The 21,826-nt window shown below is 72.7% G+C and carries 19 protein-coding genes and 1 tRNA gene; 10 read left to right on the top strand and 10 right to left on the bottom strand.

Features of this window, described 5'->3' with window-relative positions; translation table 11 throughout:
- The first annotated feature begins 21 nt into the window (after nt 1–21).
- From AC6JBM_RS41990 to AC6JBM_RS41980, 3 genes are all read left to right on the top strand, one after another.
- Complete coding sequence (locus AC6JBM_RS41990; RefSeq protein ID WP_497979340.1) at nt 22–537, top strand: DinB family protein; 516 nt, start codon at nt 22–24, stop codon at nt 535–537.
- A 99-nt stretch (nt 538–636) separates the two neighbouring features.
- Nucleotides 637–1,485 carry a helix-turn-helix domain-containing protein gene (locus AC6JBM_RS41985; RefSeq protein WP_497986656.1) on the top strand — a complete coding sequence of 283 codons (849 nt, stop codon included), beginning with the start codon at nt 637–639 and terminating at the stop codon, nt 1,483–1,485.
- Nucleotides 1,486–1,528: 43 nt separating this feature from the next.
- Entirely contained in the window at nt 1,529–1,675 is a 147-nt protein-coding gene (locus tag AC6JBM_RS41980; RefSeq protein ID WP_497979339.1) for a hypothetical protein, read from the top strand.
- 142 nt (nt 1,676–1,817) lie between these two features.
- On the opposite strand, the gene AC6JBM_RS41975 is transcribed toward AC6JBM_RS41980, so the two are convergent.
- From AC6JBM_RS41975 to AC6JBM_RS41965, 3 genes are read right to left on the bottom strand one after another with little or no spacing between them, the layout of a single operon-like run.
- The gene (locus AC6JBM_RS41975; protein WP_497979338.1) at nt 1,818–2,870 is read right to left on the bottom strand and encodes a hypothetical protein; all 1,053 of its coding nucleotides are present in this window, start codon (nt 2,868–2,870) and stop codon (nt 1,818–1,820) included.
- A gap of 23 nt (nt 2,871–2,893) precedes the next feature.
- The gene (locus AC6JBM_RS41970; protein ID WP_497979337.1) at nt 2,894–4,984 is read right to left on the bottom strand and encodes an ABC transporter permease; all 2,091 of its coding nucleotides are present in this window, start codon (nt 4,982–4,984) and stop codon (nt 2,894–2,896) included.
- On the bottom strand, nt 4,981–5,634 hold the full coding sequence (locus AC6JBM_RS41965) for an ABC transporter ATP-binding protein (protein WP_497979336.1): 654 nt from the start codon (nt 5,632–5,634) through the stop codon (nt 4,981–4,983). Before AC6JBM_RS41965 ends, AC6JBM_RS41970 begins: the two co-directional genes overlap by 4 nt.
- Before the next feature lie 85 nt (nt 5,635–5,719).
- Between AC6JBM_RS41965 and AC6JBM_RS41960 the strand changes: the two genes are divergently transcribed.
- The gene (locus AC6JBM_RS41960) at nt 5,720–8,299 is read left to right on the top strand and encodes a helix-turn-helix transcriptional regulator (protein ID WP_497979335.1); all 2,580 of its coding nucleotides are present in this window, start codon (nt 5,720–5,722) and stop codon (nt 8,297–8,299) included.
- A gap of 86 nt (nt 8,300–8,385) precedes the next feature.
- A complete protein-coding gene (locus AC6JBM_RS41955) occupies nt 8,386–8,802 on the top strand; it encodes a nuclear transport factor 2 family protein (RefSeq protein ID WP_497986655.1) in 417 nt (138 codons plus the stop codon).
- Nucleotides 8,803–8,811: 9 nt separating this feature from the next.
- On the opposite strand, the gene AC6JBM_RS41950 is transcribed toward AC6JBM_RS41955, so the two are convergent.
- On the bottom strand, nt 8,812–9,534 hold the full coding sequence (locus AC6JBM_RS41950; RefSeq protein WP_497979334.1) for a DUF429 domain-containing protein: 723 nt from the start codon (nt 9,532–9,534) through the stop codon (nt 8,812–8,814).
- Between the two features lie 145 nt (nt 9,535–9,679).
- Here AC6JBM_RS41950 and AC6JBM_RS41945 point away from each other — a divergent pair, with 145 nt between their 5' ends.
- Entirely contained in the window at nt 9,680–10,939 is a 1,260-nt protein-coding gene (locus tag AC6JBM_RS41945) for a pectate lyase (protein ID WP_497979333.1), read from the top strand.
- On the opposite strand, the gene AC6JBM_RS41940 is transcribed toward AC6JBM_RS41945, so the two are convergent.
- The 3 genes from AC6JBM_RS41940 to AC6JBM_RS41930 all read right to left on the bottom strand — a co-directional run bounded on the left by AC6JBM_RS41940 (nt 10,930) and on the right by AC6JBM_RS41930 (nt 13,833).
- Nucleotides 10,930–11,349: a hypothetical protein gene (locus AC6JBM_RS41940; protein ID WP_497979332.1), complete on the bottom strand. Its 420-nt coding sequence runs from the start codon at nt 11,347–11,349 to the stop codon at nt 10,930–10,932. The genes AC6JBM_RS41945 and AC6JBM_RS41940 overlap by 10 nt on opposite strands.
- Nucleotides 11,350–11,855: 506 nt before the next feature.
- Nucleotides 11,856–13,793, bottom strand: a complete 1,938-nt coding sequence (locus tag AC6JBM_RS41935; protein WP_497979331.1) for an ankyrin repeat domain-containing protein — start codon at nt 13,791–13,793, stop codon at nt 11,856–11,858.
- Nucleotides 13,759–13,833, bottom strand: a tRNA-Arg gene (locus AC6JBM_RS41930). Before AC6JBM_RS41930 ends, AC6JBM_RS41935 begins: the two co-directional genes overlap by 35 nt.
- 251 nt (nt 13,834–14,084) lie before the next feature.
- On the opposite strand from AC6JBM_RS41930, the gene AC6JBM_RS41925 reads away from it, so the two are divergent.
- The gene (locus tag AC6JBM_RS41925; protein WP_497979330.1) at nt 14,085–16,484 is read left to right on the top strand and encodes a hypothetical protein; all 2,400 of its coding nucleotides are present in this window, start codon (nt 14,085–14,087) and stop codon (nt 16,482–16,484) included.
- A 4-nt stretch (nt 16,485–16,488) separates the two neighbouring features.
- Nucleotides 16,489–16,872 carry a hypothetical protein gene (locus AC6JBM_RS41920; protein WP_497979329.1) on the top strand — a complete coding sequence of 128 codons (384 nt, stop codon included), beginning with the start codon at nt 16,489–16,491 and terminating at the stop codon, nt 16,870–16,872.
- Here AC6JBM_RS41920 and alr read toward each other — a convergent pair.
- Nucleotides 16,859–19,342 carry an alanine racemase gene (gene alr / locus AC6JBM_RS41915; RefSeq protein ID WP_497979328.1) on the bottom strand — a complete coding sequence of 828 codons (2,484 nt, stop codon included), beginning with the start codon at nt 19,340–19,342 and terminating at the stop codon, nt 16,859–16,861. The two genes, AC6JBM_RS41920 and alr, sit on opposite strands and share 14 nt — an antisense overlap.
- A gap of 52 nt (nt 19,343–19,394) precedes the next feature.
- Between alr and AC6JBM_RS41910 the strand changes: the two genes are divergently transcribed.
- Together AC6JBM_RS41910 and AC6JBM_RS41905 are read left to right on the top strand one after the other, a co-directional pair.
- Nucleotides 19,395–19,886, top strand: a complete 492-nt coding sequence (locus tag AC6JBM_RS41910) for an Lrp/AsnC family transcriptional regulator (RefSeq protein ID WP_350610010.1) — start codon at nt 19,395–19,397, stop codon at nt 19,884–19,886.
- Nucleotides 19,883–21,025 carry an aminotransferase class I/II-fold pyridoxal phosphate-dependent enzyme gene (locus tag AC6JBM_RS41905; protein ID WP_497979327.1) on the top strand — a complete coding sequence of 381 codons (1,143 nt, stop codon included), beginning with the start codon at nt 19,883–19,885 and terminating at the stop codon, nt 21,023–21,025. Before AC6JBM_RS41910 ends, AC6JBM_RS41905 begins: the two co-directional genes overlap by 4 nt.
- Nucleotides 21,026–21,047: 22 nt before the next feature.
- On the opposite strand, the gene AC6JBM_RS41900 is transcribed toward AC6JBM_RS41905, so the two are convergent.
- The gene (locus AC6JBM_RS41900; RefSeq protein WP_350610008.1) at nt 21,048–21,266 is read right to left on the bottom strand and encodes a hypothetical protein; all 219 of its coding nucleotides are present in this window, start codon (nt 21,264–21,266) and stop codon (nt 21,048–21,050) included.
- 106 nt (nt 21,267–21,372) lie between these two features.
- On the bottom strand, nt 21,373–21,825 hold the full coding sequence (gene rnhA / locus AC6JBM_RS41895) for a ribonuclease HI (protein ID WP_497979326.1): 453 nt from the start codon (nt 21,823–21,825) through the stop codon (nt 21,373–21,375).
- Nucleotide 21,826 lies beyond the last annotated feature (1 nt).

Below are 21,826 nucleotides of genomic sequence, written 5' to 3'. Positions count from 1 at the left end.
GTCGAGTTCTACGAACAAGGGATGACCACGATGACTCTCACCGCCGAGCGCTCCGACCTGCTGGAGTCCCTGGGTATGGCCCGCTTCTTCCTCCGCAACACCGTCCGCGGCCTGACCGACGAGCAGGCGCGGCTGCGCCCGACGGCGAGCGAGCTGACCCTCGGCGGCCTGATCAAGCACGTGAGCGACATCGAGCACGGCTGGGCCCGCTTCGTCACCGAGGGCCCGGCGGCCGTGGCCCCGCCCGAGAGCGAGGACGGCTACGAGGAGTGGGCCAACGGCTTCAAGATGCTCGAGGGTGAGACGCTTCCGGGGCTGCTGCAGCGGTACGAGGAGATCGCCGCCCAGACCGACGACCTCGTGCGCACGTGCGACCTCGACGCGTCGCACGAGCTCCCGCCGGCGCCCTGGTTCGAGCCGGGCGCCCGCCGCTCGGCCCGCCGCGTGTTCACGCACATCATCGCCGAGACGGCCCAGCACGCCGGCCACGCCGACATCATCCGCGAGTCCATCGACGGCCAGAAGTCCATGGGCTGACGCGCGGCCACCCCGCCGCCCGAGGGCATCTGCACGTGCATGCACGCGTGCAGATGCCCTTGCGTTTTCGTCCCACCGCTCGGCACCATACAGTCCGTGATGACTCAGATCACGGCCCGTCCGCAGGCCGTCTGGGAGATGATCGGCCGCCAGCTGCGGGACTTCCGCATCGCCCGCGGCATCAGCAGCGACGACGCCGGCGAGCACCTCGGCGCCGACCGCTCGAAGATCAGCCGGCTCGAATGCGGGCGCGTGAAGGTCAAGGAAGACGATCTGGAGCGCCTGCTCGACCTGTACCGGATCGCGGACGCGGACGAGCGGCGGGCGATCGTGGACCTCGTGCGCCGGGCGAGCGATCGCCAGTGGTGGTATCGGCACCGCGACGTGCTCGCCGACTGGTTCTGTTCCTACCTGCTGCTCGAGTCCGCCGCCGCCTCCATCCGCACCTACGAGGTGCAGTTCGTGCCCGGGCTGCTGCAGACCCGGGCGTACGCCGAGGCCGTCATGCGCACCCGGTACACCGACGAGGCCGAGGTCCAGCGCCGGGTCGAGGTGCGCATGGAGCGCCGGCGCATCCTGCACGAGCAGCGCTCGACCCACGTCTGGGCGGTCGTCGAGGAGGCGGCGCTGCGCAAGCGGATCGGCGGCCCGGACGTCATGCGGGAGCAGATCGAGTCGCTGGTGCGGGACAGCGCGCGCCCGTACATCCGCATCCAGGTGCTTCCCGACAGTGCCGCCGGCCGGGCGGGCACCGGCACCTCGTTCTCGATCCTGCGGCTGCGCAACGCGAAGTTGCTCGACGTCGTCTACCTGGAGCAGCTCGAAAGCGCGCAGTTCTTCACCGACGCGTGGCAGTCCGACCCGTACTTCGAGGCATGGTCGCGCCTCATCGTCGCGGCCCGGAAACCGGACGAGACCCGGGCGCGGATCATGGATAAGGTTGCATAAGGTGATGATAGAATTACAGACCGGCTCCGTTGAGGAGGGCGTCATGGAGCGCGATGTGACGCGGCGCGAAGAGTCCGCCGGCAAATCGCCGGAGCGTGAAGACGACGCCGTCAAGCGGCTCGAACGGGACGCCGAGGTGCCCGTCCGGCGGCACCGGCGGCGGGACGACCCGGCCGTCGACGAGCGCTGATCGGCGCCGCCGCTGTGGCCGAGGCCGCGGCAGCGAAGTAGTGCCATGTCGTGCGCCGCCGCCGGAGGTGGGAGTCCGGCGGGTGAGCGCTGAGCGACGGCCGGCCCACTGGCGGGGGCCGGCCGCCGCGAACGGTGGATGCTCAGAACTGCGAGTTCACGCTGATCAGGAAGCCGGTGTTGACCGGTGCGCCGGCGTTGGTGAAGCAGTTCACGTCGCGGACCACGGTATCCGGCGGGAAGTGGAACCACGCCGTGTTCAGGCCGCAGAAGTCCGACGTCGGGCCGGCCGCCGTCACCTGCACGGTGTCGGGCGTGATGGCCAGCTGCGGGAACTTCAGCAGCGACAGGCCCAGACCCGCGGAGGTGATGGTGTTCGCGCCCGCGCCCAGCACCGAGTTGAAGTTCGTCGCGGCGGGGCCGAGCGGCGGGGCGTTCCACAGGTAGCCGAAGTACTTCGGCGGGATCTTCGCGCCGTAGAGGGAGGTCTGCCACTGGTACGTCAGCGTGAACCGCGTGTTGACGGGCGCCCCGGACGCGTCGAAGCAGCCGACGAGGACGGTCTGCCCCGCCGCGCCCGAGCTCCACTTGAAGACCTTGCACCGGGCCGCGGTCGCCGAGACGGCCGTCGCCTGCAGGCTGCCGTCGATCGGGCCCGGCGTCGCGAGGCCCGGGAACTTCACGAGCCACTGGCCGGGCACGCCCGGGGTGACGGTGTTGAGCGCGCCCGCGGAGTTGAACGAGCTCACCAGGGCGCCGGTCGGCTGGGCGTCCACGTAGCCGAAGTGGCCCGAGATCGCGGCGGACGGCGGCGAGCTGCTCTCGAAGAACGCGGTGAACGGCGTGAAGTCGGGCGTGCCGCCGGCCTTGTAGCAGTCGACGTACACGATCTCGTCCACGCCGGACGGGCCCCACGTGTTCGCCTGGCACCAGTGCGGGATGTCGTTGATCGCCGTCACGTGTACCACGCCCCGCGCGGCGGCCGCGCCCGGGAACAGGATGCGGTAGCGCCCGGGCGGGCCGGTCACGACGGTCGTCGCGGAGGGGGTCGTGCCGGTGGCGACGGTGGCGGAGCCGTTCCACAGCACGAAGGCGAAGCGGTCGGGCATGGCCGCACTGGCGGGTGCGCTCCAGGCCAGGGCGCCGGCGGAGAGCGCCATCAGGAGTGTGGCCCCACGGGCCAGCAGTCTCATCATGGCAGAGATAGAAACATGTAAATCTATCCCTTAGTGTCGGCTAGGCTACACAGTGCAGCCAAGATGATCGTGCCGGCCGTGATCGCACCGAGCTCCGCCCACGGGACGGCGATCGGCAGCGGGCCCGTCACCCGCAGCAGCGTGAGCCACAGCCCACCCACCGCGACCAGCGCACACAGCGCGGCGAGGGCGACCCCGACGGCCACCGCCACGAGCACCTCCAGCAGCGCGATGCGCCGGACCTGCGCGCGCAGGGCGCCGAGCAGCCGCAGGGCGCGGCGCTCCCCGGCGCGGTCGGGAGCGGCCATGAGCAGCGTGTTCACGAGGCTCAGTGCGGTGTAGCCGAGCACGATCCCGAGCACGATGAACAGTCCGGTCCGGCTGGCGTTGGACCGCGGCGTCGATACGGATAAATCCGAAAAAGCATTTCCCGCACCCACCAGCGCATCGGACGGACTGCCGACCGGCAGCTCCCCGATCACGCGCAGCGCGGCCGGTGTCCCGTCGGCGAGCCACACGTGCGCCGTCGAGCCGACCGGCAACCGCAGGTCGCGGGTGACCATGATGGCGTCGTCGGGCACCCACGCGACCGCCGCCGCCGGACGCCGGATGAGCGCCGTGTCGCCCTCCAGGGTGTACACCGTGGTCGGCACGGCGGGCCTGGCTTCCTGACGGTCGAGTGCGGACTTCGCGGTGTCGGTCAGCGCCGACGCGGTGAGCAGGGCGGCCGCCAGCCCGACGGTCACGAGCACCGGCGCCGCGATCGCCGCCGTACGCCGGGCCGACGCCCGCGCCGAGGCCGACGCGACGAGCCCGGACGCGCCGGGCAGCCGGTCCAGGGGTGCCGTCAGCACCCGGGCCGCCGGCCGGACCAGCGCGGGCGCAAGGAGCCCGGCCGCGGCGACGAGGAGCATGACGACCGGCATGAAGGTCTTGCGGTTGGTGGCCGAACCCGGGTCCCCGATCGCCGTGACCGCCATGGTGACCAGCGCCGTGCCCAGCACCCCGAGCCCGAGCACCCACCGGGTGACCGGCATGACCCGCGGCTCGACCACCGACTCGCGCAGCGCCTCGCCCGGACGCACCCGGCCGGCCCGCCAGGCCGCCGCGAGCGCGCCGAGGAATGCGACCGCCACGCCGGTACCGAATGCGGTCCACAATGGCCAGTGGGCGGAGCTCGTGGCCGAGATCCAGCCCGGGACCAGGTGCGGCTGGACCTTTCCGGCCAGCAAAGGGCCCGCGGCGACCCCTGTGGCCGAGGCGGCGACGGCGACGAGGAGCGATTCGGCGTACACCATCCGCCTGATCTGGCCCGGTGTCGCCCCCGTGGCCCGCAGGAGGGCGAACTCGGGCCGGCGCTGGGCCACGGCGAAGGCGAAGGTGGACGCGACGACGAAGACGGCCACGAACGCGGCGAACCCGAGCGCGATGCCCACGATGGTGGCGGCGTTGTTGCGGGCGCGGGCGTCGGGCTCGCGGTTGGCGTCGAGGCGGGCGCGCCGGTCGCCGGTGAGCACGAGCGCGCGGTCGCCGACGACGGCCCGCACCTCCTCGGCCGGCCGCGTCAGGGCGAGGGCGTCGACGCGGGGCGAGAGGGCCGCGGCGCGGGCGTCGGTGAAGAAGACGGCCGGCTGCGGTCCACGGCTGACGATGCCGACGATGGTGTACTGCCCGAGCAGCCGATCGCCGAGCGTGCCGTTCTCGACCGCGATCTCGTCGTCCGCCGCCGGTGGCCGTCCACTGTGGAGTGTCTGCCCGGCCAGCGCGAGCGCCGACCACGGCCGCCCGACCGCGTCCCCGGTGGCATCCACCCGGAACACCCGGTCCACGACCGCGTCCGGCAGCGCGGCGACCACGTCCGCCGGCACGCCCCGCGGCACGGCCAGCGGCGCGCTCGCCCCGCCCCGCGGCGTCGCCACGGTGAGCGTCTGGTCGGCCGCGACGACGACGGGCACCGCGGAGTACCGCTGCGGAGGCCTCTGCGGCGCGGTAACCGTCGCGTCCAGAACCAGCCCGAGCGCGGCCATCAGGGCCGAGCCGAGCGCGAGCGCGACGAAGGTGCCCGCGAACGACAGCCGGCGCAGGCGGATCGTCTCCGCGGCGATGCGGATCACGCCGCCACCCGCCCGTCGCGCATGGTGACGATGCGGTCCGCGTACGACGCGGCACCCGGATCGTGGGTCACCATCACGATCGTCTGCCCGTGCTCGTCGACCAGCCCGCGCAGCAGCCGCAGCACATCCTGCCCGCTCGCGGAGTCCAGCGCCCCGGTCGGCTCGTCCGCGAACAGCACCGCGGGTCTCGCGACGAGAGCCCGGGCGATCGCGACCCGCTGCTGCTGCCCGCCGGAGAGCTCGTGGGGCCGGTGCCCGCCGCGCTCGCCGAGCCCGACCTCCGCCAGGCTCCGCTGGATCGCGCCGGGGTCGGGGCGCCGGCCGGCCAGGCGCAGGGGCAGGCCGACGTTCTGCCGCGCCGTAAGCGCCGGGAGCAGGTTGAACCCCTGGAACACGAACCCGATCCGCCGCCTCCGCAGCAGGGTCAGCCGCCGCTCGCTGAGCCCCGTGAGGTCCTGCCCGTCGAGCACCACCCGCCCGCTCGTCGGGCGGTCCAGCCCGGCCGCGCACTGCAGCAGCGTCGACTTCCCCGAGCCCGACGGCCCCATGATCGCGGTGAACGCGCCCCGTTCGAGGTCCACCGAGACGTCGTCCAGCGCCGTGACCCCGTTGTCGTACCGTCTGCAAACCGCTTCCAACCGCACTCCCATGCCCGAAAAGGTAGGAACGGCCGGGTCCGAGCCGGTACCGGACACATGACCAGTCGTGCCCCTAGTGGCGGTAGGGTCGGTGGTCGTGCTCTGGGGGCGGGAGGCCGATCAGGCGCTGGTCGCCGGGCTGCTCGCCCGGGCCCGCGCGGGGCACAGCGCCGTCCTGGTCCTGCGCGGCGACCCCGGCATCGGCAAGACCGCGCTCCTGCGCCAGGCCGCCGCGGCGGCGACGGGCATGACGGTCCTGCGCTGCACGGGGGTTCAGACCGAGGCGGAGGTACCGTTCGCCGCCCTCCACCAGCTCCTCAGGCCCGTCCTGCCCGAGGCCGACCCGCCGCCGGCCCTGCGGGCGGCCCTCGGCCTCGGCCCGTCCACCGGCGGCGACCAGCTCCTGATCGGCGTCGCGCTGCTGACCGTCCTGGCCAACCTGGCCGAGCGGCGCCCCGTCGCCTGCCTCGTCGACGACGCGCACTGGCTCGACCACGCCTCCGCGCAGGCCCTGCGCTTCGCCGCGCGCCGCCTGGAGGCCGAGTCGGTCGCCCTGCTCGTCGCCACGCGCGACGTCTTCGCGTCCGACCTGCCCACGCACGTCCTGCCGCCGCTGGGCGCGGACGCGGCTGAGCACCTGGTCGCGGCCCTCCCCGCGACCGTGCGCGCCCGGGTCCTCGCCGAGGCCGCCGGCAACCCCCTCGCCCTGCTCGAGCTGCCCCACTCGGCCGCCGCGGCCGCAGGCGTGAGCCCGCCGGACGCCGACCGTCGCCCGCTGCCGTTGCCCGACCGCATCCAGCAGGCCTTCGCTGCCCGGCTCGACGCGCTGCCGCCCGACGCCCTGCTCCTGGCCGCCGCCGACGACGAGGCCGACCTCGCCACCCTCCTGCGCGCGGGTGCGCACGTGGACGCGCTCGCGCAGGCCGAGCGCGCCCGCCTGATCGAGGTCGCCGACGGCCGGGTCGTCTTCACGCACCCGCTCCTGCGCGCCGCCGCCTACCGGCACCCGACCTTCGAGCGCCGCCTGGCCGCTCACCGCGCGCTCGCCGCCGCCGTCGGCGACCCGGACCGCCGCGCCTGGCACCTGGCCGCCGCCGCGGCCGGTGCCGACGAGGAGGCCGCGACGGCCCTGGAGCAGGCGGCCGAGCGGGCCCGCGGCCGCAACGGCTTCGCGGCCACCGCCGCCGCCCTCCAGCGCGCCGCCGACCTGAGCGTGGACCCCGCCCGGCGCGCCGCGCGCCTGGAGGCCGCCGCCGGGGCCGCGGACATCGCCGGGCAGCCGGACCGGGCCCGGGCGCTGCTGGACCGCCTCCCGCCCGGCGCGGCGGTCGCGCTGCGGGCGAAGCTCGCCTTCGACGAGGGCGACGCGGCCGCCGCGCACGACCTGCTGCTCGCCGGCGGCACCGGGCCGATGCTGTTCACCGCCGCCCGCAACGCCTGGCAACTGGGCGACCGGGCGCGGCTGGCCGAGGTGTCACGCCTCCTGCACGCGCGCGGCGCCCGCGCGGCCGCCGGCCTCGACGCCGCCCTGGCCATCGTCGAGGGCACCACGCCCCCGCGCGCGGGCCTGGACGCGATGGCCGAGCTGGTGGCCGCCGGTCTGGACGCGGCCCGGGCGACGATCGAGGGCACCGCGACCCGGCAGGCCGACCCCGACGCCAACCCCGACGCAGTGGCCGAGCTGCGCGCGGCCGGACAGGAGCTCGACGCGGCCTTCGTCGCCGGGTTGCTCGGCGACTTCGCGGCGAGCCGCACGATCGCCACGGCGGTGGTGGCCCGGGCCCGGGCCGACGGCGCGCCCGGACGCCTGCCGCGGGCCCTGGCCACGCTGGCCGCGGCCGAGCTGCACCTGGGCCTGTTCCGCGACGCGGCCGTCGCGGCCTTCGAGGCCCGGCCGCTGGGCGGGCCGGTCGAGGGCATGCTGGCCTGGCTGGCCGCCGTCCGGGGGGAGGACCTGGCCGAGGCGGTCGGGACGATGCCGGCCCCGGGGTTCGCCGGTCTGGGCCGGGGCCGGGCGGCCGAGCCGGCGTGGACGGAGTGGGCCCTCGCGCTTGTCGATCTGGGCCGCGGCCGGGCCGCCGAGGCCTCCGATCGCCTGGAGGAGTGCCGCTCGGTCTTCGCCACCCCCGACCGCGTCGAGGCGGCCGTGCGGGCGGGCCGGCGGGAGCGGGCCGAGGCGGCCTGCGCGCGGCTCGAGGCGTGGGCCGCCACCGGCACGTCGCCGTGGGCGGACGTGGCCCTGACCCGGTGCCGGGCGCTGCTGACGGACTCGCTGGAGGTGCCCGGCGGATTCCCGTGGGAGGCCGCCCGCACCCGGTTGGCGATCGGCGAACGCCTGCGTCGCGAGCGCCGCAAGACCGAGGCCCGCACGCACCTGCGGGCGGCCGCCGAGCTCTTCGACCGCCTGGGGGCCGCCCCGTGGTCGGCGCGGGCGCGCTTCGAGCTGCGCGCGGCGGGCGAGCGGGTGGCCGCTCCCGCCCCGGCCGACGACGCGCTGGCCGCGCTGTCGCCGCAGGAGCTGCAGATCGTGCGGCTGGTCGCGGCGGGCCGGACGAACCGCGAGATCGCCACGATGCTGTTCATCAGCCCGAAGACGGTGGCTTACCACCTGTACCGCGCGTTCCCGAAGCTCGGCGTCACCAGCCGCACACAGCTAGCCCGCCTGGACCTCACCTAGAGGAGTTCATTCTACGGCTGTTGACCGGCGCCTCCGTACGTTCTACGCTCGTTCAATCAACAAGCGTTGAATGACTGGGAGTGGCCATGACCGCCACGTCACGCGACGTTGTCGAGCAGCTCCTGCGCGCGAGTCGCGAGCGGGACACCGAGACGTTCGTCGAACTGTTCGCGCCCGACGGCTATATCGAGTGGCCATTCCGGCCGGCGGGCGTCCCGGGCCGCGTGGAGGGCCGCGACCGGCTTCGCGAGTTCCTCACCATGCAGGCCAGCGGCCTCGTCGAGTTCGACGAATACCGCGACACGGTGATCCACGAGACCGTTGACCCGCAGGTGGTGATCGTCGAGTACGAGGCTCACGGCACCGTGATCCCCACCGGCGCCCCGCTGCACCAGACGGTCATTGCCGTCCTGCGGATCAGGGACGGCCTGGTCGTCTCGTACCGCGACTACCTCAATCCTCTGGTGCTGGCCGAAATCCTGGCCGACGTCGGCAACGTGTAGCGGCGGCCTTCAGGGCAGATCGCGAAGGGGCGTCGTCGGCACCGCGATCCAGCCCTCGATCCGCGCGAGCCGCAGCTGCTCCGGCGCCGGTCGCGTCACGAGCCCGAGCGCCGCCGCGCGGGCCGTCAGCGCGGCGATCACCGAGTCGAACGCGTCGTGGCTCTCGCGCATCAGCGGCTCGAACGCGCCGAGGCCGAGCCATGGTGCGGCGGCCAGCAGGGCCTCCACCGGCACGGAGTTCTTTCCCTTGTACCCCCGGTGCGTCAATCCCCACCGGAAGAGCGACGCCGACGGGTAGGCCTCGACGATCCGCCCGGCGCCGGAGCGGTCCACGTCCACGTCCCGCGCCGCGAGGGACGACAGCAGCGCCGCGCACCGCATCGCCGCGTGCGCCAGCCGATCCGCCGACACGCTCAGCGGAATGAGTCCGGGAATGGTCGCGCGAATGACCTCGTCCGTGGTGCGGTACACCATTGTTCGGCGCCAGGCGGCCCCGGATCCGACGACCGGCCGCCCCTCCCCGTGCGCCACGATCATGCGCGTGAACGGCTCCGGCCAGCCGAGCGCGCAGTCGATCCCGGCCTTGTCCGACGCCGCCACGGCGTCCACGATCGCGCCGTCGTCGACGCCGAAGTGCAGCTCACGCACGGTGGCGCGGCCGGCTTCCCACTCCAGCACCGCGAGCGCGGTCCGCTCGTCGGCGGCCGCGAGGTCCACGCCGACGGTCAGCACGAGGTGTAATTTACAGCGACCATCGCCGATGTTACGTCACATTCCGCAGGCGCGTTGCAGGCTTGTTGCAGGCCGTTGACGCGCATTTCGAAATCCGTCTACGGTCCCCGTTCAGGAAAGCGCTTTCCCCTGAATGGAGGAGCAGATGCAATCCAGTCCCACGCGGCGGCGGGTGCGGCTCGCACTCGCGGCCGCGTCCGGCGTCGTCGCGGTGGCGGGGGTGACGCTGGTCGCCACGAACTCGGCGTCCGCGGCGACCGTCGACACCAGCGCGACGTACGTCTTCGTCAACCGCAACAGCGGCAAGGTCATCGACGTCTACAACTGGGCCACGAACGACGGCGCGCCGGTCAACCAGTGGTCGCGCAACGATCTCGCCGTCCAGCAGTGGAAGTTCGTCGACGCCGGCTCCGGCTACTACAAGATCAAGTCAGTGATGAGCGGCAAGGTCCTCGACCTGCCCAACGCCACCGACGGCCTGCAGCTCGTGCAGAACGCCGACAGCGGCTCGACGACCCAGCACTTCCGCCTCCAGGACTCGGCGAACGGGTACGTCCGCTTCGTCAACCGCCACAGCAACAAGGTCATCGAGACCTGGGAGTGGTCGACCGCCGACGGCGCCAAGCTCGACGGCTACCAGAACCTCGACGGCGCCAACCAGCAGTGGCAGCTGGTCAAGCTCGGCTCGGGCGGCGGCGGCAGCACCCCGACGTCGGGCGGCGGCAGCACCCCGACCGGCTCGTGGCCGAGCAGCACCGGCTCGGTCTCGGTGAGCGGCACCATCAAGGTGACCAGCTCGCTCGACGGTGGGATGAAGCGCTACTGCTGCATCGGCGACGGCGGCCAGAGCGAGAGCCAGGACCCGATGTTCGAGCTGTCCGACGGCGCGACGCTCAAGAACGTCATCATCGGCTCGCCCGCGGGCGACGGCGTGCACTGCCTCGGCCGCTGCACCATCCAGAACGTGTGGTGGGAGGACGTGGGCGAGGACGCGGCCACGTTCCTGGGCACCAGCGGCGGCGACTCCTACGTCATCGGCGGCGGCGCCAAGTCGGCGACCGACAAGGTGTTCCAGCACAACGGCAACGGCACCGTGCACATCAGCGGCTTCTACGCCAGCAACATCGGCAAGCTCTACCGGGGCTGCGGCAACTGCACGAACCACTACGAGCGCCACGTGACGGTGGACAACGTGCTGCTGGACAAGACGAAGTACGTCGTTGGGATCAACACCAACTGGGGCGACACCGCCACGCTGACCCGGGTGACCGTCACGAACTCGTCGGGCATCCACGTCTGCGCCGAGTACACGGGCGTGGCCAAGGGCAGCGAGCCGAAGTACCTCGGTGACGGCATGGGCGACGGCCACTGCAACTTCAAGTCCTCGGACATCACCTACAAGTAGTCGGTCACGGCGGCGGGCAGTGCGAGCTGCCCGCCGCTCACCGTGAACGACTCCGGCGCATCGTCCTCATAGAACCGCACGAACCCGGCGAACCCGACCTGATCCGCGTGCCGGGCGACGCCGGTGAGCAGGGCGTGCAGGGTCGGAAGTTCATCCGGGTGTACCTCCTGCAAAACGGTCAGCGCCCACCCTTTCCCGCGCTCGACCAGCTCGCCGACTACGGCTCCGCCCACCTTCCACGCGGCCCCGCGCGCGGCGAACACCGGCTCCGGGTCGAACGGCCCGGTCAGCGGCAGCACCTCGGGTCGCTGCTCGCCGAGCCCGAGGTGCCAGCGCAGCTCCGCCAGCTCGTCGCCGGGGATCTCAGCGCTCAGGTTGAGCGTCACCAGAATCTCGAACACGTCCGCCATGCCGCGCAGATTAGTGCAGGCCGGCGTCCACGCCGCCCATTCGCGCAGGCTCGCGCACTCCGCCGACGGTTGGGGTGTCCATTCGCGCGGGCTCGCGCAGTCCGGCGGCGGCGCTGCTCATTCGCGCACTCCGTCGGCGGCGGGGTGTCCATTCGCGCAGTCCGGCGGCGGTGCTGCTCATTCGTGCACTCCGTCGGCGGCGGGGTGTCCATTCGCGCAGTCCGGCGGCGGTGCTGCTCATTCGTGCACTCCGTCGGCGGCGGGGTGTCCATTCGCGCAGTCCGGCGGCGGTGCTGCTCATTCGCGCACTCCGTCGGCGGCGGGGTGTCCATTCGCGCAGTCCGGCGGCGGTGCTGCTCATTCGCGCACTCCGTCGGCGGCGGGGTGTCCATTCGCGCAGTCCGGCGGCGGTGCTGCTCATTCGCGCACTCCGTCGGCGGCGGGGTGTCCATTCGCGCAGTCCGGCGGCGGTGCTGCTCATTCGTGCACTCCGGTGGCCGCCGGAGTCACAGATTCGCCAGGAACTCCAGGTCGCGGCCGGCGTGGTAGTAGCGCGCGACGTGGGCCGGGGTCGTTCCGTGCACGGTCTCGGCCTTCGGGTCCGCGCCCGCCGCCAGCAGGTCGCGGACGAAGGCGGGGTCGCCACCCTGCATGACCGCCTCGTACAGCGGTGTCCGGCCGATCCGGTCCGCGCCGTCCACGGGCACGCCCGCGTCGAGCAGCACCGGCAGGACCCGCTCGTGGTCGAGCCAGACCGCCATGTGCATGAGCGACCATCCGTTGTGCGCGCGCATGCGCGGATCGACGGTGCCGTCGCTCAATCCGCGCAGGAGGTGCCCCGTGTCGCCGAACTGCAGGCGGTGCATGAGCGCGCGACGGTGCTCGTGCAGCGCCCGCGGCAGCCGCCCGCCGCCCTGCTGCCAGGCCTGTTCGACGCCGAAGCAGCCGTGGCTGTCGCCGCCGAGGGCGCGCAGTGCGGATTCGCGCACTTGTTCCTGCTCGTCGTGGTCGTGCAGGGTGAGCGCGCCGCCGGCGATGCCGAGCCGGTGCCAGTCGCCGCCGCAACGAACGCGGAACGCCGCCTGGTCGCCCCGCGCCAGTTGCCCGCTCGCCCGCGACCCGAGCCGCGGATCTTGCCGGCCAGAATCCGGCGTATCTGACATATCTCCTGACAGGGTAAATGTCCGAAAAGTCCGATCACGAAGTGTCGGACTTTTCGTGGCAGCGGCAGCGGCAGAAGCGGGAGCGGCAGCGGAGGTGGGAGGGGCGGCAGCGTGAGGGGCGGCGGCAGTGGCAGTGGCAGTGGCAGAAGCGGGAGCGGCAGCGGAGGTGGGAGGGGCGGCAGCGTGAGGGGCGGCGGCAGTGGCAGCGGCAGAAGCGGGAGCGGCAGCGGAGGTGGGAGGGGCGGCAGCGTGAGGGGCGGCGGCAGCAGTGGGAGTGGCGGCGTCAGAGGCAGTGGCGGCAGCAGTGGGGGTGGCGGCGGCAGTGGCAACAGCGGTAGCAGTGGCAGTGGCAGTGCCGTCCGGGTCGGTGCCGGGGCTGGCGAAGCCCGCGCGTGAGGCCGCCGGCAGCATGAGTGGGTGCAGGGCGTCCGGTGACAGCAGGCCCGCGGCGATGAGCGCGAGATCAGGAGGTACCGACGACGTGGGAATCCGGACGGGAACCTCGAGGTAATCGCTCGGGTCCGACGCCTCGGCCCGCAGCGACGGCAGGTTGATCGTCAAGTACGCGCCGAACAGGGTCGCGACCTGGTCCACGCCGAAGGCGGCGCCCGCCTCCGTGGCCAGCTCCGCGACGCCGACCGGGCTCGTCGGGGACATCGAGGGAGACTGCAGGCAGCTCAGGTCGTCGAAGTCCAGCGTGATGCCGCACTGCTGCCAGGCCTCGCGGTAGTCGCCGGACTCCAGTAGCGCGAAGACCGGCGGTGCGTCCCACAGCCGCGCCAGCGAAGAAGCCTCGCGGGCGTCCCAGGTGGGGCGCGGGGCGTAGTACCAGCGCTCGTGCTCGAGTTCGGCCAGCGTCGACACGCTCAGGTGGACGCGCTGCGGGCCGGTCGGGGACTTCGGCAGCCGCAGGCGCACCAGCGGTTCGGTGGCGGCGCCGGATCGGGGGGCGAGGACGGCGCTCACCTGGGCCTGCAGGGTGGACCGGCCGCCGCGGTGCCGGGGGAGGTGCCACCACAGCAGGTCGAGACAGAGGTGGTGCAGGTCGTCCTCCAGCCGGTCGGCGGAGGCGGTGCCGAACCGGGCGCGGACCGCGGCCAGGTCGACGTCGATCGTGACCGGCAGGAGGTTCGCGGCGGCCCGCCAATCGCCGGCCGACCGGGCCGAGGCCGCCGCCGCGACGAGCGCGGGCGGTGGCATCTCGGCCCGGATCTTGCGCCAGAGCGGCAGCTCACGAGCCAGGAAGGGCAGATCGGCCGGATTCGAACCGGCGTCCTCCAACTTCGCAAGGTGGCGTGACGACCTCTGCACTACGACCTGCCGCGCATGAGCGTAATCGTCCTCAGATCTCCAGGTGGACCCGGCACCGCCGGGGCGACGACGTCCAGGTTAGGTTCGCCGGGCCGTTCCGCGGCAACCCGGGTCATCGACGTCGCTCGTGCCGTCCTGCCCGGGGTGGCGGTGATCGTGATTCGCTGCCCGGTCGCGAGGGCGCTTCGCTTTGCCGACAGTGCGTGATCAGGCCCCGGTGTAATGTAGCCCCGTCGAAGTGGCCCAAATGAAGAGGAAACGATGGTCGACGTTGCGCTGCTGCTGGGCGGCCCGTCCGAGGAGCGCGGGATCTCGCTCAACTCCGCACGCTCCGTAGCGGACCACCTCGAGGGCGCGGTCGTCAACCTGACCGAGATCATCTTCTTCGACCGCCAGGTGCGGCCCTACTCCATCCCCCGTGGCCTGCTCTACTGCAACACTCCGAGCGACTTCGACTTCAAGCTCGCGCACGAGGGCCGGCCGCTCACCGAGGACGAGCTCATCGCCCGCCTGCGCACGGCCGGGCTGGTCTTCCCCTGCATGCACGGCGAGTTCGGCGAGGACGGGCAGGTCCAGGCGCTGCTGGAGAAGGCCGGGGTGCCCTTCGTCGGCACCGGGGCGCAGGCGTGCGCGACCGCCTTCGACAAGTACAAGGCCAAGCAGGCCCTCGACGCCGTCGGCATCGGCGCGGTGCCCTCGGCGATCGTCGACGCCGCCATGTCCGACGCCGAGGCCGAGCGGGTCGTCACCGAGGCCTTCCCGGACGTCGCCAAGCTGGTGTTGAAGCCGGCCACCGGCGGCTCCAGCATCGACGTCTTCGTCGCCCGGGACCGCGCCGCGGCCGTCGACATCCTGCGCACCCTGCGCACCCGCCACGACCGGATCGTCATCCAGCCGCGGATGCACGGCGTCGAGGTGACCACCATCGTGCTCGACGGGCCCGACGGGCCGGTCGCGCTCATCCCGGTCGAGATCGAGCTGCAGAACCAGGCGACCGAGGACGAGATCTTCGACTACCGCCGCAAGTATCTGGCCAGCAACGACTCGCACTACCACTGCCCGCCGCCCCGGGACGACGAGACGATCGCGCGCATCCAGGCCACCGCCGAGGCCGTGTTCAAGACCCTCGGCCTGCGCGACTTCGCCCGCATCGACGCGTGGCTCGAAGAAGACGGCACCGTGCTCGTCTCCGACGTCAACGTGATCAGCGGCATGGAGCAGAACAGCTTCCTGTTCGTCCAGGCCGCGCAGCTCGGCATGACCCACGCCGACGTCCTGCGCGAGGTCCTGCGCGCCGCGTCGCTGCGCAACGGCCTCGAGTTCGCCGCGCCCTACGACACCACGATCCAGACCGGCGAGCCGGTGGCCGTGCTCTTCGGCGGCGCCACGGCCGAGCGCCAGGTGTCGGTGCTGAGCGGGACCAACGTGTGGCTGAAGCTGGCCCGTTCGCAGAAATACGCGCCGGTTCCCTACCTGCTGTCGCCCGACGGATCCGTCTGGCAGGTGTCGTACTCGTCGGCCCTGCGCCACTCCGTCGAGGAGATCGTGTACGCCTGCCGCGACGGCCTGCGCCTCGAGGAGCGCCGCAGCCGCCTGGCCGAGCGGATCATCGAGCGCCTCCGGCTGCCCGCCGAGGCCCGCAGCACCTCCGTCGCGCCGCCGGTGCAGCTGTCGATGGAGGAGTTCCTCGACCGTCACGAGCTCGTCTTCATCGCCCTGCACGGCGGCGCGGGCGAGAACGGGACATTGCAGGAGCTGCTGGACGCGCACAGCATCCGGTACAACGGCTCCGGCCCGGCCGCGTCCCGCCTGTGCGCCGACAAGTACGAGACCGGCAAGGTCGTCGCGACCCTGGAGAGCGAGGGCATCCACACCGCCCGCCGCGTCCGCGTCGACGTCCCCGCGTCGGTCGAGGAGTCGGTGATCGAGACCCTCTGGCACGACATCATCACCGAGGTCACCGACACCCGGGTGGTCGTCAAGCCCCTGGACGACGGCTGCTCGGCCGGCATTCTCCCGCTGGGCAACGCCGCGGACCTGCAGCGCTACCTGGAGCTGATCAACGCCGGCGCGAGGCGCATCAAGGGCGCCGGGTTCTCCCTGCTCAGCCCCGACCAGCTGGTCGAGATGCCGACGAGCCGCCCGCACCACCTGCTCTTCGAGGACTACATCGACACCGACGACGTGCGGGTCGAGGACCACTCGGGCGACGCCGAGCTGCTCTGGGGCCGCGAGCGCGACACCGGCTGGATCGAGGTGACCGTCGGCGTGATCGGCCCGCGCGGCGCGATGGTCGCCATGAACCCCTCGATCACCGTCGCGAGCGCGGGCATCCTGTCGCTCGAGGAGAAGTTCATGGGCGGCACCGGCATCAACATCACGCCCCCGCCCGGCGCCCCGCTCGGCCGCGTCGAGCCCGGCGCGGTCGACGCCGTGCGCGCACGCATCGCACGGACGGCGAACGTGCTGGGCATGGAGGGGTACGGCCGGATCGACGCCTTCATGCACCGCAAGACGGGCGAGGTCATCATCATCGAGGCCAACTCCCTGCCGGGCCTGACCCCGGCGACGGTCTTCTACCACCAGGGCCTGGCCGAGGAGCCGCCGGTTCCCCCGCGCCAGATCCTCGAGCGCATCCTGGACCTCGCCACCCACTCGTAAAGACGTGGGCGCCGAGTGGGAGGTCGCGGACGCGTGGGTGTTCGCGGCCGTCTTCGGGTCCGGCCCCGAGGAGGGCGCGACGCTCGCGCGGATCATCGGCGCGGCCGACGGCATCAACCACGCGATCCTGACCGAGGACGAGTTCGTCCGGGCCGTGCCGCGGCTCGTCGCGGCCGGGCTCATCGGGGCCGACCCCGCGGCCGATCGCTACTGGCACACGGAGGCGGGGCGCGCGATCGCCGAGCGCTGGCACCGCCGCGGGCTGTTCGCCTGGGCCGAGGTGGTCCCGCCGGCCCTGCGCGGCACCGGCGAGCCGGCCGACGGGAACCTCACGCTGCCCGCGGGCGCCTTCGCCGCGGCCGTGCGCGAATACCTCAGTGCTGGGTGAAGATGCGCTGGACGCGGGGGCCGACCTGGGTCAGCACCTCGTGCGAGACGGTGTCCATGGCCGCGGCGGCCTGCTCGATCGGGGTCGAGAAGCCCGCGTACTGGCCGAAGATGAGCACGTCCGAGCCCACCTCCGCGTCCGGGTGGCCGGTGATGTCGATCGCCATCGAGTCCATCGAGATCGTGCCCGCGATCTCGCAGCGGCGGCCGTTGACCAGCACGTAGCCGACCTTGCGGAAGGCGCGCGGGACGGCGTCGTAGTAGCCCGCGGCGATGAGCGCGATCCGCGTGTCCGGGGACTGGGCGCGGAACAGGCCGCCGTAGCCGACCCGCTCCCCGGGCGCCATGTCGTGGATCTCGACGATCCGTGACACCAGGCCGACGCCGGGCGTGAGCGTGATCAGGCTGCTGGTCGCGGTCGAGGGCTGCAGGCCGTAGAGGCCGATGCCGAGGCGCACCATGTCGTAGCGCGCCTCCGGGAAGCGGATCGTGGCGGCCGTGGCGGCGGTGTGCCGTACGACATCCTCGAACCCCATCTCGTCCGCCGCCGCGCACACCGAGCCGAAGCGCTTGAGCTGCTCCCGGGTCAGGTCGTCCTCGGCGGGGTCGTCGGGGCAGCCGAGGTGGCTCATGAGCCCGGCCAGGCGCAGGTGCTCGCTGCCCTTGAGCTTGCCCAGCAGCTCGATCGCGGCCTCCGGGTACAGCCCGCTGCGGTGCATCCCCGAGTCCACCTCGACGTGCACGTCCAGCCGGCGGCCGCTCACGGCGGCGGCCCGGCAGGCGGCGTCGTACATCTCCACGGAGTACAGCGACGGCGTCAACCGGTGCCGGACCAGCCGCTCGAGGTCGCCGGGCACGGCGAGGAAGACCAGGATCGGCATCTGCACGCCCGCCCGGCGCAGCGCGACGCCCTCGTCCGCGGTGGCCACGCCGAGCCAGTCGACGCCCGCCTCCCGCAGGGTGTGCGCGACGGTGACGGGATTGGTGCCGTACGCCTCCGCCTTCACGACCCCCATGAGCCGCGTGTGCGGGCCCACGAGCTTGCGGAAGGCGGCGACGTTGTCCCGGATGGCCGCGAGGTCCACGTAGAGCCGGGTCGCGGCCGCGGCCTCCACGAGGTGCATCCAGGAGTCGGTGACCATGGTGTCCCGCGGTACGTGCACCAGCGCCACGTCGTCGGGGCGCAGCTCGGTCGCGACGAACGCGCGCATGCGGTCCTCGTCCGGGAAGCGGTGCACGGGCACGTCGCTGCCCGCGAGCGCGGCCTCGATCAGGCCGTGCGCCTCGTCGTCCAGGCCGCAGACCAGCCGCACGTTCTCGGCCCGCAGGCACCGGGCCATCGCGTCGGCGCCCTCGGCGGTCAGGCCGGTCAGCGGATCACCGATGATCATGAGGGTGCGGCCCTGGGCCCCCATGAGGGACCGGGCCGTGCGCAGGGCGCTGCTCAGCGCGAGCGGGTCGGTGTTGGCCAGCTCACCGACGACGGTCGCGCCATCGGGGCGGCGCCACATCTGCATGCGCGTCGACGGCGGTGTGTAGTCGGCGACCGCCGTGAGCAGGTCGGCCGGCCCGATCCCGAGCAGGGTCGCGGCGCCCATCGCGAGCTCGAGGTCGCTGAGCACCTCCGGCGACGGGGTCGCGACCAGCAGGTCCTCCTCCGTGCCGCCGGGCAGCGCGGCGCGGACCAGCGAGGAGCGCTCGACGTGCCGCAGCCTGGTCAGCCGGGGCAGCGCGGGGTCCCCGGCCGGCAGCAGCCGCGCCTTCGAGATCTGCCGGGCCATGTCGTGTACCGAAGCGTCTTCCTCGCCCATGAGCAGCCACCCGTCCTCGGGCAACCCGGCCGCCATGCTCAGCAGCTCGCGGGCGTGCTCCTCGCGGCTGCCGAAGCTCTGCCCGCTGCGGCCGAGGTTGGTGAACACGACCGCGCGCGGGTCGACCATCCGCGCGAGGCGGGCCATCTCGCCGGGCTCGGTCGCGGCCGCCTCGATCACGGCGACCGGCACATCGGCCGGGCACTGCAGCACCGACAGGGCCACGCCGAGCTGGCTGTTGTAGCTACCCGGGCTGCCGTACGTCGTGCGATGCCCCGCCAGCAGCCCGACGAGCGCGTCCTTGGTGAGCGTCTTGCCGTTGCTGCCGACGACCGCCACGAACGTCGTCGAGCTGAGCTGGCGCCGCCACCACACCGCCATCTCCTGCAGCGCGGCGAGCGGATCCTCGACGGCGATCACGGTCTGCCCGGGGAACTCGGCCAGCCGGCGCCGGTCCACGACCGCGGCGATGGCCCCGTTGGCGAGCGCCCGCGCCACGAACCGGTGACCGTCCGTGACACCCTGGAGAGCGAAGAAGAGACTGTCGGCCTGCAACCGGTCCGAGTGAATGGCGACGCTGCCGACCGCGCGCTCTTCCCCGGGGAAGTGCACCGTTCCGCCGACGATCGACGCCACCTCGGCGACCGAGACTGGGTCCATTCGGCGAATAGTAGTCTGGAGTGCGCCGCTGCACGGACAGTAAGATTGCCCGGTGTTGGAGATCATGGAGATCCTCCGGAAGGATGCCCACGCTACCCCGGAGCGCATCTCGGATTTGACCGGAATCGACGTCGAGCGCGTCCGGGCGCAGATTACGGCCTGGGAGCAGCAGGGCGTGATCCGGCGGTACAAGGCCGTCGTCGACGCCGACCGGCTGCGCGAGCTCAGCGGCGAGCAGGTGATCACCGCGTTCATCGACGTCGCCGTGATGCCCGCCCGCGGCCTGGGCTTCGACGACGTCGCGCTGCGGATCTCCCGCTTCCCCGAGGTGCGGTCGGTGTACCTCGTGTCCGGCGCCCAGGACCTGCGCTGCGTGGTCACGGGCCGCAGCATGCACGACATCGCCGACTTCGTGGCCCAGAAGCTCTCGACGATCGAGCGGGTGACGGCCACGGCCACGCACTTCGTGATGAAGACCTACAAGGAAGACGACGAGCTCTACGCGACCGCCGAGGTCGACCGACGCCTCCCGGTCACGCCGTGAAGCCGCTCAACCCGATCGTCGCCGCGTGCCCGCCGTCGGGGATCCGGCGGTTCTTCGACATCGCGGCGACCATGGACAACGTCATCTCCCTGGGCGTGGGCGAGCCCGACTACGTGACGCCCTGGCACGTGCGCGAGGCCGGGATCTACGCGCTGGAGCAGGGCTTCACGACGTACACCTCGAACGCGGGCCTGCTGGAGCTCCGCTCGGCCATCGTCGAGGATCTCTCTCGCCGATACTCCGTGACCTTCGACGCCGTCTCCGAGTGCCTGATCACGTCCGGGGTGTCGCAGGGCCTGGACCTGGTGATGCGCACCCTGCTCGACGCCGGCGACGAGGTGATCATCCCCGAGCCGTGCTACGTGGCGTACGGCCCGTGCGTGACCTTCGCCGGCGGCACCCCCGTGTACGTCCCGTCGTCCCCGGCCTTCGAGATCCTGATCGACGAGATCGAGCGGGCGATCACGCCGCGCACGAAGGCGATCCTGGTCTCGTCGCCGTCCAACCCGACGGGCGCGATCCAGCCGCGCGAGGTCCTGGAGGCCCTGGCCGACCTGGCGGAGCGCCACGACCTGTACCTGGTCTCGGACGAGATCTACGAGCGCCTGAGCTATGACGCGCCGCACACGTGCATGGCGTCGCTGGCCCCGTCCCGGTCGATCGTCCTGGGCGGCTTCTCCAAGGCCCACGCGATGACGGGCTGGCGGGTCGGTTTCGTGTGCGCCCCGGCGTTCGTGCTGGAGCTGGCGGGACGCATCCATCAGTACACGATGCTGTGCGCCCCGCACGTCTCCCAGGCCGCGGCCCTGGAGGGCCTGCGCTCGGGCGACGGCCAGGTGGCGGAGATGGTGGCCGACTACGACCGCCGGCGCCGCCTGTTCGTGAAGGGCCTGAACGCGATCGGCCTGACGTGCCACGAGCCGCAGGGCGCCTTCTACGCCTTCCCGTCCATCCGCTCGACGGGCCTGGATTCGGAGACGTTCGCGGAGCGCCTGCTGCAGGCGGAACGGGTGGCGGTGGTCCCGGGAAGCGTCTTCGGCCCGGGTGGCGAGGGCCACGTGCGGTGCAGCTACGCGACGGCGCTCCCGCTGCTGGAGGAGGCCGTCAAACGCATGGGCCGGTTCGTGGACTCCCTCTAGCCGATCGGGCTCGACGGACCGCTCAGGCCGCGAGCTCGCGCCACTCCGGGCGGCCGCCCATCCAGGCGTTGGCGAGGATCTCCGCCGCCGCCCGGCTCGGGCAGTGGTGGGTCTTCGACGGGCCGGAGGCGCCGCCGGTCTGCGCCAGGACCTCCCACTGGGTCCCGTCGGTGCTCAGATATACGTCGCGGCGACCACGCGGACCGTGGACGCCGTTCCACCAGTGCCGCTCGACCTTCACCCGTAGACCGTACCGTGCCGCGCTTCCGGGCGGAATCCGTCGCAGCGGTGCAACCTGTCGCCAGGCCACCCAGATACGGGCAATCGCACCGAGCGTGAACGCGGCGCTACCGAGCAGGACGACCGGTGGCCAGACGCAGACCCTTGGCGGCCAGGCGGTCGGCCCGCTCGTTCTCCGGGTGCCCGTTGTGGCCCTTGACCCAGTGCCACTCGACCTGGTGCTTGGCGACGAGCGCGTCGAGCTCCTGCCACAGGTCGACGTTCTTGACCGGCTGCTTGTCGCTCGTCTGCCAGCCGTTGCGCTTCCAGCGGGCCACCCAGGCGGTGATGCCGTTGCGCACGTAGGAGCTGTCGGTGTAGAGGTGCACGACCACGGGCCGGGTCAGGCTCTCCAGCGCGCGGATCGGCGCGGTGAGCTCCATGCGGTTGTTCGTGGTCGCCGTCGCCTCCCCGCCGCACAGCTCCTTCTCGACGGTGCCGTAGCGCAGGACGGCGCCCCAGCCCCCCGGTCCCGGGTTTCCGCTGCAGGCGCCGTCCGTGTAGATCTCGACGTGGGTCACA

The sequence above is a fragment of the Dactylosporangium thailandense genome (assembly GCF_059739745.1).
The sequence above is the reverse complement of the archived record's forward strand: the minus strand, read 5'-3'. Positions and strand labels throughout refer to the sequence as shown.

What these genes read in the sequence shown, in the direction of transcription:
- AC6JBM_RS41965 (WP_497979336.1), bottom strand. Translation starts at nt 5,634, where the DNA reads ATGGGAGTGCGGTTGGAAGCGGTTTGCAGACGGTACGACAACGGGGTC.
- alr (WP_497979328.1), bottom strand. Translation starts at nt 19,342, where the DNA reads ATGGACCCAGTCTCGGTCGCCGAGGTGGCGTCGATCGTCGGCGGAACG.
- AC6JBM_RS41940 (WP_497979332.1), bottom strand. Translation starts at nt 11,349, where the DNA reads ATGGCGGACGTGTTCGAGATTCTGGTGACGCTCAACCTGAGCGCTGAG.
- AC6JBM_RS41985 (WP_497986656.1), top strand. Translation starts at nt 637, where the DNA reads ATGACTCAGATCACGGCCCGTCCGCAGGCCGTCTGGGAGATGATCGGC.
- AC6JBM_RS41925 (WP_497979330.1), top strand. Translation starts at nt 14,085, where the DNA reads ATGGTCGACGTTGCGCTGCTGCTGGGCGGCCCGTCCGAGGAGCGCGGG.
- AC6JBM_RS41955 (WP_497986655.1), top strand. Translation starts at nt 8,386, where the DNA reads ATGACCGCCACGTCACGCGACGTTGTCGAGCAGCTCCTGCGCGCGAGT.
- AC6JBM_RS41990 (WP_497979340.1), top strand. Translation starts at nt 22, where the DNA reads ATGACCACGATGACTCTCACCGCCGAGCGCTCCGACCTGCTGGAGTCC.
- AC6JBM_RS41945 (WP_497979333.1), top strand. Translation starts at nt 9,680, where the DNA reads ATGCAATCCAGTCCCACGCGGCGGCGGGTGCGGCTCGCACTCGCGGCC.
- AC6JBM_RS41980 (WP_497979339.1), top strand. Translation starts at nt 1,529, where the DNA reads ATGGAGCGCGATGTGACGCGGCGCGAAGAGTCCGCCGGCAAATCGCCG.
- AC6JBM_RS41975 (WP_497979338.1), bottom strand. Translation starts at nt 2,870, where the DNA reads ATGATGAGACTGCTGGCCCGTGGGGCCACACTCCTGATGGCGCTCTCC.